The sequence below is a fragment of the Novosphingobium sp. GW821-FHT09E05 genome (genome assembly GCF_059416165.1).
Window position 1 is genome coordinate 1,125,701 of the sequence record NZ_JBWKOQ010000001.1, and the last position, 12,617, is coordinate 1,138,317.

A 12,617-nucleotide genomic window follows, 5' to 3' on the forward strand; every position below is an offset into this window, starting at 1 on the left:
GGCCTAGCGGCCTTCCTCCGTGGTCCGGTGATAACTCTGCGGCGCATCCGCGTCCTGGATATCGTACGCGAACCACGCGGCCTGGGCATGATCGTAGACCTGCACGACGCCGCCTGTGACCTGGGCTTCGTAGGCGCTCGACGAGCCGCGGTCGTAGCCGCGCACTGTCGTCCCATCAATTTCGAAGGCGACGAAAGTCCTGTCGCCCGCATCGTAGATTTCCGGGAGCGTGCCGCCGAACTTGACCGCGCGGTCGCCATCGAAGCCTTGCAGCTGGTTGTCCCGGCTTTCCGCCGCGATCCGCCGGTCCCGTCCGGCCGAGTGGTCGTAGAGGCCTGCGACCTTCTTGCCGGTGACGAAAGAGAAGGCGGCTGCGGCGATCATCGCGCGGATGTGTGGGCTCATGCCGGCACTTGGCATCCGGATGAGCAGGAGATCAAGCGGTCATCGCGGCGGGAGGCGCTTTTACTTCGCGAGGCCGGATTGGGCAGACGGGAACGAGGCCCCGCAGGCGTGTGCCTGCAGGGCCCCGTCACCATGACCGGGAACGGATGGTCAGAGCTCGAGATCCTCGATCTTGCCGTCGAAGTTGCCGCCCAGCTTGTTGGTTGCCGCCGCCAGCTTTTCGGCGGGCTTGCCGGCAAGGTAGCCGTCGATGATGCGCTGGTAGTTGCTGATCATGCCCTCGACCTGCGAGGAGAGGCGCATGAACTCGAAGCCCGAGGCGTGCAGGCCCTTCTGCTGGATCGGGATGTTCGAGTAGTCCTGCCGCGGGATCGGCGGGAATTCCGGGCTGTCGTAAGGAAGCACGGTGGCTTCCATGATCGGCTCGGGCTCCTCGCCTTCGGGGAAGAAGGTCAGCGACCAGATCTCGAAGAAGCAGCTTTCCGGGCCCAGCGGGCGGATGCGATAGGCCGACATCGAGCTGAAGTAGGGCAGCAGGAAGTAGTGCGGGAACAGGAACTCGACCGCGTTGATCGGGTGCGTCTGCGCCACGGCGCACAAGTCGGGGATCGGCTCTCCCTTGGCCTTCAGGCGCTCGGAGATCTGGTGCATCACCATGCCGAGCCACATGAACATGGCCTGGTTCTTGTCTTCGGGCAGGCCTTCCTCGATGCCGATCATGCTGCGCGCAATCTCGACTTCCTTGGCATGGATCATGCCGGCCATGCCTTCGCCGAGAAGGCCCATCGACTTGACCTGGAGTTCCTGGTTCTCGGTATGCGAGAGGTCTTCCATCGCCATTTGCGGGAAGGCGCCGCGCGGCACCGCGTACATGCTGTCGTACATCATCGGCGCGGCATGCTGGAGCTGCGGATGCGTCTGCTGGACGTGGTAGCCTTCCATGAAGGCCTCCATCGCGATCTTCCAGTTGGCCGGAAGCACCGCGCCGTAGCACCATTCGGCGCGCAGCTTGTCGATGTTGTGCGCCTCGAGCCGCTCGGCGAGCGGGCCGATCGATGCGCGCACGGGCAGGGCGTCGTTATCGTGGTTGATCCACACGCAGCCGATGAAGGTCTCGGCCTTGCAGGGGATGAGGTTGAGTTCGGCGTCCTGCAGCTGGTGTTCGGAGAACAGGTGCTTGCCGTAGATCTTGGTGCTTTCGCCGTCCATGTTCCAGCGCCAGCCGTGGAACGGGCAGACGAACCCGCTCTTCGAGCAGTTGCCGTGCGCGGTGGCGTGGGATGAGCCCAGCGGCGAGCCGCCGGCGAAGGGCACGCCGCGGTGGCGGCAGGCGTTGTGGAACGCCTTCACGCCGGTCGACGTGCGCACGACGATCACCGACTTGCCGACGTTCTCGTACTCGATCCAGTCGCCCACTTCGGGGATCTGCTCTTCACGGCAGGCCATCTGCCAGACGTTCGGCCACAGATGGTCGAGTTCCGCCTGGTAGAAATCCGCATCGAAGTAGCGCTTGACCGGAATGCGTTCGGGATCGTCGATCGGGAACGGCACGGGTCGAAGACCGCCGTCTGCTGATTTGAGCACTCCCATACCTCTCGTTAGTCTTGTTCCTGTTGAACGAATGTACAGTGCCCGTCGGGGGAGGCAATGGCGCAGGGCCTCTGCCTCATCGCGGTCACGGTAAATGCGCCTGCAGGGGCAAGGGCGGCGCCGGTCGCGGCGCGGCTTCCCATGATGCGGCCGAGCCGATAGAGGCTTGATTCAACGCGGCGCGCGCACTGGAAGGACACGGATTTGGCAACCGACGGGGCGGACACGAAGCCGGCGCGCAGGCGGCGGCGCTCTTCGGAGGAAGTGGCCGACCGCATCCTCGAGGCGGCGGCCGAGGAGTTCGAGATTTCCGGCTACTCCGGCGCCACCACCGCCGCCATCGCCCGGCGCGCCGAGGTGACCGAGGCGCAGATCTTCCGCTTCCACGCCTCGAAACAGGACCTGTTCCGTGCGGCGATCTTCACCCCGCTCAACCGCCACTTCGCGGATTTCCAGGCGCGCACGGTGGCCGATCCCGCGCTTGACCGGGACGGCAAGGACCTTGCGCGCGCCTATATCGGGGAGTTGCAGGACTTCATGGCGCGACACTCGCGCATGTTCCTCTCGCTGGTGGTGGCCAACGCCTATTCGCCCGGCACCACCGGGGGGATCGATGCGCTCGACGGGCTGCAGGCCTACTTCGACAAGGGCAAGTCGATGATGACCGCCCGCGTCGGCGAGACCCCGCGCGTCGCGCCCGAACTGATGGTGCGGGTGTCCTTCGCGGCGGTGCTGGCCAACCTGATGTTCCGCGACTGGCTGTTTCCGCCGGGGCTCGCGGGCGAGGACGAGATCCGCGAGGCCATCGCGGCCTTCGTGATCGAGGGCATCGAGGCCAACGGACGGATATAGGGGTGAATGCCCGCTCCCCCGAAGGGGAGCGAGCCGGGCGCGCGACTCCTGGTCCAGGCCATCGCCGGGTTTTCGTTCGCTGCCACGATGGTCAATCGCTTTGGCGCCGCGAGCGTCATCCCCGCCTTGAAGCTCCGCGCGCCATGGCATAGCCGGGTGCGGGGCCGCCTGCGCAGATCGACGGCCGAGAGGGAGTTGCAGCGACCATGCCATTCAAGACCCGCGTCACCGAGATGCTCGGCATCGAACACCCGATCGTCCAGGGCGGCATGCAGGGCGTCGGTTATGCCGAACTCGCCAGCGCGGTGTCGGAAGCGGGCGGTCTCGGCACGCTCACCGCGCTGACCCAGCCGAGCCCCGAGGCTTTGCGCGACGAGATCGAGCGCTGCCGCTCGATGACCTCCAAGCCCTTCGCGGTGAACATCACCGTGCTGCCGACGATCCTGCCGCCCGACTACAAGGGCTATGCCCAGGCCGCGATCGACGGCGGCGTCAAGATCATCGAGACCGCCGGCACCCAGCAGGTCCGCGAGATATGGGAGATGGTGAAGCCCCACGGCATCACCGTCCTGCACAAGTGCACCGCGGTACGCCACGCGCTTTCGGCCGAGCGGGCGGGCTGCGACATCATCTCCATCGACGGGTTCGAATGCGCCGGTCATCCGGGCGAGGACGACATTCCCGGCCTGATCCTGATCCCCGCGGCCGCCGATAAGGTGAAGATCCCGATGCTGGCCTCGGGCGGCATCGGCGACGGGCGCGGCCTCGTCGCCGCGCTGGCGCTGGGCGCGGAAGGCATCAACATGGGCACCCGCTTCTGCGCAACGCAGGAAGCGCCGATCCACGACAACGTGAAGGCCAAGTACGTCGAGAACGACGAGCGCGGCACCAACCTCATCTTCCGCAAGTTCAAGAACACCGCGCGCGTGGGCAAGAACTCGGTCTCGGACGAAGTGGTCGAGATCTCCGCCCGCCCCGACGCGCAGTTCGAGGATATCCGCCACCTCGTCGCCGGCGCGGTGGGCCGCGAACTGCTGGCGAGCGGGGACCTCGACAAGGGCATCTTCTGGGCCGGCATGGTCCAGGGCCTGATCCACGACGTGCCGACCTGCCGCGAACTGATCGAAAGGATCATTGGCGACGCCGAGGAAATCGTGAAGGGACGCCTGGGCGCCATGCTCGCCTGATCGACCTCGCCCGGTATCAAGGAGTTCCCATGAGTTACGAGCATATCCTCTACAGCCTCGAGGACGGCGTCGCGCGCATCGCGCTCAACGATCCCAAGACCATGAACGGCGTCACCGAGGCGATGGGCCACGAACTGGTCGACGCGCTCGACATCGCCGCGCGCGACGCCCGCGCCGTGCTGCTGACGGGCGAGGGGAAGGGCTTCTGCTCGGGCGCCAACCTGGCAGCGGCGCAGGACCTGCTCGCCGATCCCATGCGCGACATCGGCGGCCAGCTCGACCGCGCGTTCAACCCCGTCATCATGGCGATCAAGCGCATGGAGCAGCCGGTCATCACCGCCATTCGCGGTCCGGCGGCGGGCTTCGGCGCGGGACTGGCGGCGGCGGGTGACGTCGTGCTGATGGCCGAGGGCGCGTACTTCTTCTGCGCCTTCTGCCATGTCGGCCTCGTGCCCGACGGCGGCGCCACCTACCTGTTGGCGCAGGCGGTCGGCCGCGTGCGCGCCATGCAGATGATGCTGCTGGGCGAGAAGATCGACGCGCGGACCGCGCTCGACTGGGGCCTCGCCACCAGGGTCGTTCCCGAGCCCGACCTCGACGGCGAGGCGATGAAGCTGGCGAAGACCTTGGCGCGCGGCCCCCGCTCGCTGGGCCTCATCAAGCGCATGGCCTGGGACGCGCTCGATTCGAGCCTCGAAACCGCGCTTCAGAATGAGCGCAGGGGCCAGCGCGATGCGGGGCGGACCGGGGACTTCCTCGAAGGCGTCAATGCGTTCCTCGAAAAGCGCAAGCCAGCGTTCACGGGGAAGTAGGCGCGGCTGCTAGCCGGCCAGACGCGCGGCTTTTCCGCCTTTCAGAAAACCCCGTCGCCCCCGCGTAGGCGGGCAACACCTCGTCCTGCCGCCCAGCGGGATCCCCGCCTGCGCGGGGATGACGGATGGGGGCGGAACAGGCGCAAACTCACCGACCAGCGGAGGACGGTGCAATCCATTTTCCTACAGGTGAGGGGCTGCGTACCGTCCCGGTATGAAGCCGCTGGACCCTCCGCTGCCCCGTCCCTGCCTCCCGCGCAAGGCGACACTTCTTGCGCGCAAGGCGACACCGGCCCCGCGCAAGGCGACACCCAAGGCGACACTGGCCGCGCGCAAGGCGACACATTTCGCCCCGGCGGACGCTCTTTGCCCCCTGGACCGTGTAAACCGTGTAAACCTGTGTCGCCTTGCGCAAGGCCAGCGCCATCAGGCGCGGTGCGAGGCCTCGATCATCTGCTCGACCGCGACGAACTTTTCGCGCGGGGCGCCATCGCGGGCATTGGCGATTTCGGCTTCCTCGATCTTCTGCCAGTCGGTGAAGCGCACGACCTCGATCCCGCGCTGTTCGGCGAGGGCGTCGAAGCCGGGGCGGCCGGGCTTGGCCGAATCGCCCGGCATGTCGGCGGCGATCTTCTCGACGATCGCGAAGCCGTCGGGGCGGTTGGTTCCGATCGTGCCGGTCGGCCCGCGCCGTGCCCAGCCCACGCAGTAGAGGCCCGGTGCGATGCGGCCCTCGACATTGGCGAAGCGCCCGCCCTGCTCGTCGAAGGGCACGTCCGGGATCGGCGAGGTCTGGTAGCCGATGCAGGCGACGACGAGCCCGGCGGGAATGCGGTAGGTCTCGCCGGTGCCGACCGCCTTGCCGTTCTCCAGCCGGGTACGTTCCACCTCGACCGCCTCGACGCGGGTGTCGCCCAGGATCGCGCGGGGGGCGGCGAAGAAGTCGAACTCCACGGTCACCGCGTCCGCGCCCGGCCGCGCCTGCCCGGTCGCAAAGGCGCGCAGGTGGGCGACGGACTTGCGCAGGCCCGCCTCGAGCCCGGCATCCTCGGCCGGGTCGGGAAGGTCGAGGGGATCGACCTCGGGATGCGCGCGGGTGAGCCTGGCGAGCTCGGCGAGTTCCTTGGGCGTCATCGCGACCTGGTGCGGTCCGCGGCGGCCGAGGATCACGATCCGGCGCACCGCCGAGCCGCGCAGCGAGGCAAGCGCATGCGCGACGATGTCGGACGCGGCGAATTCCTCCTCCGACTTGGCGAGGATGCGCGCCACGTCGAGCGCGACGTTGCCGTTGCCGACGACGACGGCGGTATCGTGGCTGAACTGCGGGTCGAGCCCGGCGAACTGCGGGTGCCCGTTGTACCAGCCCACGAACGCGGCCGAGCCGAAGACATTGGCCAGGTCCTCGCCCGGCAGGCCGAGCTTGCGGTCGTGCGGGGCGCCGGTCGCGAGGATCACGGCGTCGTAGAGGTCCTGAAGCTCGGGCACCGATACGTCGCGGCCGAGCATGACGTTACCCACGAAGCGCACGTTGCCCAGCCGCGCGGTCGCCTCGTAGCGGCGGGAGACGGCCTTGATCGCCTGATGGTCGGGTGCGACTCCGGTGCGGATCAGGCCGAAGGGAACGGGCTGGCTGTCGAATATGTCGACCCGGACCTTGTCGCCCCACTGCTTGTGGGCTGCTTCGGCGGTGTAGTAACCTGCAGGGCCGGATCCGACGATGGCGATGTGGCGCACGGACGTTTCTCCCGTTGTGCCGGCTTGTCTGCCGGCTGTTTGCGTCAAGCAAGCACGGGCATAACGCTCGGGCAAGCGAAATGGTTACCACATCCCGACCGGCGGAAAGGTAGCCACGACCGCTTCCGTTTAACCGTTTCGAAATGGGCGCGCGGCCATGGTGGCGTCATGGCGAAAATGGGTCTGCGTACGAAACGACAGGCGGTGCTTCCGGGTGCCGAGAGCGGGGCTGCGCCCGCTGGCGATGGGAAGGCCGTTGCCGTGGACGGCATGGCGCAACCGGGGGCATTCGGCGGGTTTTCCCGGTCCCGGGCACGCCCCGCCGCAACCGATGTCCTGCACTATTTCATCTCGTCCCGCTGGGTACTGATGGCGCCGACGCTGCTCGCCTGCGGACTGTTGATGGCGTTGCTCACCGGGTTCCCGCCGGACGGGACCTCGGGGCTCTGCATGGCCGCCGCGATGGTTCTGTGCCTCCCCGCGCCGCTCTATGCCCGGCTGGAGCGACGCATCCTGCATGACGGCTGGCAACGATATCCGCTGATGGCGCTCGCCGTGCTGCTGCCGATGGGCCTGTTCGGCTTCGGCACGGCCCGCTGGACCCACCTGCATGCCGGGCTGGACTGGGACGTGACGGTCAACATCTACGTCATCGTCGTGCTCATGGCGACGGCACTGCTGGAGAACCGGCTGACCTCGATCATCGGCGCAACGATCGGGCTGTGGGGCGGGGCCTCCATGCTCGGCGGCACGATGGCGGCATTCGGGCTGCTGGCGGTCGGCGGGACGATCGGTCTGGTCATCGCGGTCAGGCAATCGCGCCACGCGGCGTCGCAGTCGCTCGCCGATGCCGAACGCGAGCGCGAACAGCGCCGGGCCGAGCAGCTCCTGCGCGAATACGAGCAGACCGGGCAGGGCTGGTTCTGGGAAACCGATCGCCTGGGCAAAATCACTTATGTCTCCGAGCGCATCGCGGTACTGCTGGGCAAGCGCACCGGCGAGCTGGAGGGGCGACCGTTCACCAGTCTTTTCCTGCTCGAATCGCAGGGGCAGCAGACCGAACGTACGCTGGTGTTCCACCTCAACACCCGATCCTCGTTCCAGGAACTCAACGTGCGGGCGGCGGCGGATGTCGTGGCGGTGGCCGGCGACGAGGCGGACGACGGGCGCTGGTGGTCGGTCTCGGGCCGGCCGGTGCTTGACCAGTTCAACAATTTCATGGGCTTTCGAGGCTCGGGTACCGACCTCACCGAAAAGCGCCGGTCGCAGCAGCACGTCACGCAGCTCGCCCGCTTCGATTCGCTGACCAAGCTCGCCAATCGCTTCCAGATGGCGGAGTGGCTGGAGAAGATCCTGACCAGCCCGCGCATCGAGATGCGCGCCTGTGCGGTGTTCCTGCTCGACCTCGACCGCTTCAAGCAGGTCAACGACACGATGGGCCATCCCGCCGGTGACGCGCTGCTCAAGCAGGTCGCCGAGCGGCTTGGCGGCACCGTGGGCGACCGGGGCCGCGTCGGTCGCCTGGGCGGCGACGAGTTCCAGGTGGTGCTCCACGGCGCCCAGCAGCGCGAGGGCCTGGCCCATCTTGCGCGCCGTATCATCGAGAACCTGTCCCAGCCCTACTCGATCGACGGCGCCAGGGTGACCATCGGCGCTTCCATCGGCATCGCGCTGTGCCCGGATGACGGCAGCACCTCCGAGGCGCTCATCCGCAACGCCGACCTCGCGCTCTATGCCGCCAAGGGCAACGGCCGCGGCCGACATCACTTCTACAACGAGGACCTGCACGCCGATGCGCGCGAGCGCCAGCAACTGGAAGAGGACCTGCGCGACGCGATCGAGGGCGGCAAGCTGGAACTGCATTACCAGCCGCAGGTGCGCACCACGAGCGAGCGCATCACCGGCTTCGAGGCGCTGCTGCGCTGGAAGCATCCGGTTCATGGCTATATGTCGCCCGTCCGTTTCGTGCCGGTGGCCGAAGAAACCGGCCTTGTCGCCCAGATCGGCGAGTGGGCGCTGCGCACCGCCTGCCGCGACCTTGCCGCCTGGCCCGAGGACGTGCGCGTGGCGGTCAACGTCTCGCCGCTGCAGTTCTCCAACCCGGCGCTGCCGGCGATCGTCACCAACGCCATCGCGGCCGCCGGGATCAGTCCGTCGCGGCTGGAACTGGAGATCACCGAAAGCGTCTTCCTGGGCGAGGACAAGTCGACCGAATCGATGTTCACTGCGCTCAAGGGCATTGGCGTGCGCCTTGCCCTCGACGATTTCGGGACCGGCTACTCCTCACTCGGCTATCTGAAGAAGGCGCCGTTTGACAAGATCAAGATCGACCAGAGCTTCGTGCGCGGCGCCACGGTGCCGGGTAGCCGCAATGGCGCGATCATCGCCTCGATCGTCAGCCTTGCCGAGGCGCTGGGCATGGAGACGACGGCGGAGGGCGTGGAGACGCTCGACGAGCTGGACCTCGTGCGCGTGCTCGGTTGCAGCCATGTGCAGGGCTACATCTACGAGCGGCCGATCACCTTCGAGGCGGCCTCGGCCAAGCTGTCCGAAAGCCTCATAGCAGTGGCGCAGGGGCCGCGTTCCGCCCGTGCGCCGCGCCAGACGATGCTGCGAAAGGTCATGCTCGACCATGGGTCGCACGTCTATTACGGGACGATCCGCAATATCTCGCAGTCGGGCGCGATGATCGAGGGGCTGTGGAACGTGCCGGCAGGCACCGTCTTCGGGGTCCACCTCGCCGAGGACTACCTGATGATGGCCACCGCGCGCTGGAGCAAGGAGGACCGCATGGGCGTCGAATTCGCCCAGGCGCTCGAACTCGACCACACCGGCGCGGTGCTGTTCGCCTCGCCCCGGCAGCGGCGGGATCGCTCGGAGCAGGCGCCGCTGCGCAGGGTGGGCTGAACCGGTCGGATTCGGCGGCTGACATCGCTTCAAAGCACTGCTAACGGCGCATCATGACCGAACTCGCGCAAATCCGTAACTTCAGCATCATTGCCCATATCGACCACGGCAAGTCGACGCTCGCCGACCGTCTGATCCAGACGACCGGCGGCCTGACCGAGCGCGAGATGAGCGCCCAGGTCCTCGATAACATGGACATCGAGAAGGAGCGCGGCATCACCATCAAGGCGCAGACCGTGCGCCTGAGCTACACCGCCAAGGATGGGCTCACCTACGAGCTCAACCTGATGGACACGCCCGGCCACGTCGACTTTGCCTACGAAGTCAGCCGCAGCCTTGCCGCCTGCGAAGGCGCGCTGCTGGTGGTCGATGCGGCGCAGGGCGTGGAAGCGCAGACGCTCGCCAACGTCTACCAGTCGATCGAGCACGACCACGAGATCGTGCCCGTCATCAACAAGATCGACCTTCCCGCCGCCGAACCCGAAAAGGTCCGCGCCGAGATCGAGGAAGTCATCGGCATCGACGCCAGCGGCGCCGTGCTCGCCAGCGCCAAGTCGGGCATCGGCATTGCCGAAGTGCTCGAGGCGATCGTCACCAAGATCCCGCCGCCCAAGGGCGAGCGCGACAAGCCGCTGAAGGCGATGCTCGTCGATTCGTGGTACGATCCGTACCTGGGCGTCGTCATTCTGGTGCGCGTGATCGACGGGGTCATCAAGAAGGGCGTGAACGTCAAGTTCATGCAAGGCGCGACCGAGCACCTGATCGACCGCGTCGGCTGCTTCACGCCCAAGCGCGTGGACCTGCCCGAACTCGGCCCGGGCGAGATCGGCTTCATCACCGCGCAGATCAAGGAAGTCGAACAGGCCAAGGTCGGCGACACCATCACCACCGTGAAGGGCGGCGCCACGCAGGCGCTGCCGGGCTACAAGGAAGTCCAGCCGGTGGTGTTCTGCGGCCTGTTCCCGGTCGACGCCAACGACTTCGAGAAGCTGCGCGAATCTATCGGCAAGCTGCGCCTCAACGACGCGAGCTTCTCGTTCGAAATGGAATCGAGCGCGGCGCTGGGCTTCGGTTTCCGCTGCGGCTTCCTCGGCCTGCTGCACCTGGAGATCATCCAGGAACGCCTGAGCCGCGAATACGACCTCGACCTCATCACCACCGCGCCTTCGGTGGTCTACCGCCTGTCGATGACGGACGGCTCGGTGAAGGAGCTGCACAATCCCGCCGACATGCCCGATCCGGTGAAGATCGACTTCATGGAGGAGCCGTGGATCAAGGCGGTGATCTACACGCCGGACGAATACCTCGGCTCGATCCTCAAGCTGTGCCAGGATCGCCGTGGCATCCAGAAGGACCTGACTTATGTCGGCGGGCGCGCCCAGGTGACGTACGAACTGCCGCTCAACGAAGTGGTGTTCGACTTCTACGACCGCCTGAAGTCGATCAGCCGTGGCTACGCCAGCTTCGACTATGAGCAGATCGGGCTTCAGGAGGGCGATCTCGTGATGATGAACATCCTCGTGAACAACGAGCCGGTCGATGCGCTCTCGATGATCGTCCACCGCAACCAGGCCGAACCGCGCGGCCGCGCGCTGGTGGAGCGGCTCAAGGAACTCATCCCGCGTCACATGTTCAAGGTGCCGATCCAGGCCGCGATCGGCGCCAAGGTCATCGCCCGCGAGACCATCAGCGCCATGCGCAAGGACGTCACCGCCAAGTGCTACGGCGGCGACATCAGCCGCAAGAAGAAGCTTCTGGACAAGCAGAAGGAAGGCAAGAAGCGCATGCGCGAATATGGCAACGTCCAGATTCCGCAGCAAGCCTTCATCGCCGCGCTGCGGATGGGCGAGGAATAGAACCGATCCGGTTGTAGTTGCCCGGATACGGGGAGGGGGCGGGCGCATTTCCTTCATGCCCCTTTGTCCGAAATCGGTACTATGAACGCCCTACAAACGCTCCATTTTTGTCCCGGCAGGCCAAGTCGTTCGCCATACCTCACGCTCGAAGTGGGTGTTTTTTCGCCCGTGCCGCCTAGTGGTTAATATGGAGTAAACCATCCTTATCGTTGCGCTTTTGGCATATCTCTGCCTAAAGCGTCCGAAGGGGCGGGGGTCTCTATAGATGAACAAGGGTCTGCAAAATCAGGATGTGATCGACCAGCGTCGTCCGGTGCTCGGTGACATCTTTCCACGCCTGACGCCGAAGCAGCACGAAGTGCTGGTGTTCGTCGCCGAAAATCGCACCAGCAAGGAAATCGCCTGGGAGCTGGGCATATCCGAAAGCGCGGTCAACCAGCGCATCGAAGGGGTTCGCCTGAGGGCCGGATCGCCCCCGCGGGCGGAGTTGGCCAGGGCCTATCGCGCCTACCAGCAGGACCTCGCACGAGCCTGTAATCCGATACCAGATAAGATTCCTCAGGTTCCGGAATCGCACCCGGACGAGGCAATCGAGAAGCGGGACGAACGTGTCGAACCTCTCGCCCTGGCAGACGCCGTGACCTACACCGTCACGGCGCCCTGGCAGCGCGCGACATTCGATACGATCGTTCCGGAGGTGCTCGATGGGGCAAATGCCGGGCTCAGCCGGACCGCCGCCATGATCGTCATCGCCGGAGGCATGTTGCTGATGGCGATGGTCGGACTTGGCGTGGTTCGGGCTCTGAGCGAACTGATCTGACGGATCGGACCGGCCTTGTCCCAGCCTCCTGAATCGATTGCGTATGGCGCACCGAATGGGCCGGTGCCGCCTCCGGGGGATCTTTATGTCGATGACCATTGCCGCTGCAACTGCCCGTATCTCGCGCCAGCTGCCCGAAGCCGAACTTTCGCTCGATTCGGCGCTGCTCGCATCCGCGAGACTGATGGAATCGATGCTGCTCGCCCGTCAGGCCGAAGGTCTGGAAGTCTATACCGGCCAGACCGCTCTGATGCGGCTCGCCAAGGCGCAGCGCACCTTGATCGAAAGCCAGAACGACATGCTGCGCGTCCATCAGGAACTGCGCGGCATCGGCCGCGACGTGAAGGCGCTGGGCGACGAGGAAGGCAGCTGCCCCACCAAGGGCGCAGGCGACTGGGAGCCTCTGCTCCGCACCGCCTGACCGGAGCATCGACCGGCCTGGAGCGGGGAGGGC

At 66.4% G+C, this 12,617-nt stretch carries 10 protein-coding genes; 7 read left to right on the forward strand and 3 right to left on the reverse strand.

Annotated features, from left to right (window positions below; all coding sequences use genetic code 11):
- Window positions 1–3: 3 nt before the first annotated feature.
- Together AC07M9_RS05120 and AC07M9_RS05125 are read right to left on the reverse strand one after the other, a co-directional pair.
- On the reverse strand, window positions 4–405 hold the full coding sequence (locus tag AC07M9_RS05120; RefSeq protein ID WP_494881872.1) for a hypothetical protein: 402 nt from the start codon (window positions 403–405) through the stop codon (window positions 4–6).
- A 150-nt stretch (window positions 406–555) separates the two neighbouring features.
- A complete protein-coding gene (locus AC07M9_RS05125; protein WP_494881874.1) occupies window positions 556–1,989 on the reverse strand; it encodes an aromatic ring-hydroxylating oxygenase subunit alpha in 1,434 nt (477 codons plus the stop codon).
- Window positions 1,990–2,199: 210 nt separating this feature from the next.
- Between AC07M9_RS05125 and AC07M9_RS05130 the strand changes: the two genes are divergently transcribed.
- The 3 genes from AC07M9_RS05130 to AC07M9_RS05140 all read left to right on the forward strand — a co-directional run bounded on the left by AC07M9_RS05130 (window position 2,200) and on the right by AC07M9_RS05140 (window position 4,846).
- A complete protein-coding gene (locus tag AC07M9_RS05130) occupies window positions 2,200–2,847 on the forward strand; it encodes a TetR/AcrR family transcriptional regulator (RefSeq protein WP_494881876.1) in 648 nt (215 codons plus the stop codon).
- A gap of 206 nt (window positions 2,848–3,053) precedes the next feature.
- A complete protein-coding gene (locus AC07M9_RS05135; protein WP_494881878.1) occupies window positions 3,054–4,034 on the forward strand; it encodes an NAD(P)H-dependent flavin oxidoreductase in 981 nt (326 codons plus the stop codon).
- 29 nt (window positions 4,035–4,063) lie between these two features.
- Window positions 4,064–4,846 (forward strand): enoyl-CoA hydratase-related protein, encoded by a 783-nt coding sequence (locus AC07M9_RS05140; protein ID WP_494881880.1) that lies wholly within the window; start codon window positions 4,064–4,066, stop codon window positions 4,844–4,846.
- A gap of 426 nt (window positions 4,847–5,272) precedes the next feature.
- On the opposite strand, the gene AC07M9_RS05145 is transcribed toward AC07M9_RS05140, so the two are convergent.
- Entirely contained in the window at window positions 5,273–6,580 is a 1,308-nt protein-coding gene (locus AC07M9_RS05145) for an FAD-dependent oxidoreductase (RefSeq protein ID WP_494881882.1), read from the reverse strand.
- A gap of 168 nt (window positions 6,581–6,748) precedes the next feature.
- Between AC07M9_RS05145 and AC07M9_RS05150 the strand changes: the two genes are divergently transcribed.
- The 4 genes from AC07M9_RS05150 (at window position 6,749) to AC07M9_RS05165 (ending at window position 12,584) form a co-directional block, all read left to right on the forward strand.
- Window positions 6,749–9,487, forward strand: a complete 2,739-nt coding sequence (locus AC07M9_RS05150) for an EAL domain-containing protein (protein ID WP_494881884.1) — start codon at window positions 6,749–6,751, stop codon at window positions 9,485–9,487.
- A 53-nt stretch (window positions 9,488–9,540) separates the two neighbouring features.
- Complete coding sequence (gene lepA, locus AC07M9_RS05155; protein WP_494881886.1) at window positions 9,541–11,343, forward strand: translation elongation factor 4; 1,803 nt, start codon at window positions 9,541–9,543, stop codon at window positions 11,341–11,343.
- A 265-nt stretch (window positions 11,344–11,608) separates the two neighbouring features.
- Window positions 11,609–12,163: a helix-turn-helix transcriptional regulator gene (locus tag AC07M9_RS05160; protein ID WP_494881888.1), complete on the forward strand. Its 555-nt coding sequence runs from the start codon at window positions 11,609–11,611 to the stop codon at window positions 12,161–12,163.
- An 85-nt stretch (window positions 12,164–12,248) separates the two neighbouring features.
- On the forward strand, window positions 12,249–12,584 hold the full coding sequence (locus AC07M9_RS05165; RefSeq protein WP_494881889.1) for a hypothetical protein: 336 nt from the start codon (window positions 12,249–12,251) through the stop codon (window positions 12,582–12,584).
- Window positions 12,585–12,617: the final 33 nt, after the last annotated feature.

Coding starts and splice junctions, on each gene's coding strand:
- AC07M9_RS05120 (WP_494881872.1), bottom strand. CDS start 405: ATGAGCCCACACATCCGCGCGATGATCGCCGCAGCCGCCTTCTCTTTC.
- AC07M9_RS05135 (WP_494881878.1), top strand. CDS start 3,054: ATGCCATTCAAGACCCGCGTCACCGAGATGCTCGGCATCGAACACCCG.
- AC07M9_RS05140 (WP_494881880.1), top strand. CDS start 4,064: ATGAGTTACGAGCATATCCTCTACAGCCTCGAGGACGGCGTCGCGCGC.
- AC07M9_RS05150 (WP_494881884.1), top strand. CDS start 6,749: ATGGCGAAAATGGGTCTGCGTACGAAACGACAGGCGGTGCTTCCGGGT.
- lepA (WP_494881886.1), top strand. CDS start 9,541: ATGACCGAACTCGCGCAAATCCGTAACTTCAGCATCATTGCCCATATC.
- AC07M9_RS05160 (WP_494881888.1), top strand. CDS start 11,609: ATGAACAAGGGTCTGCAAAATCAGGATGTGATCGACCAGCGTCGTCCG.
- AC07M9_RS05165 (WP_494881889.1), top strand. CDS start 12,249: ATGTCGATGACCATTGCCGCTGCAACTGCCCGTATCTCGCGCCAGCTG.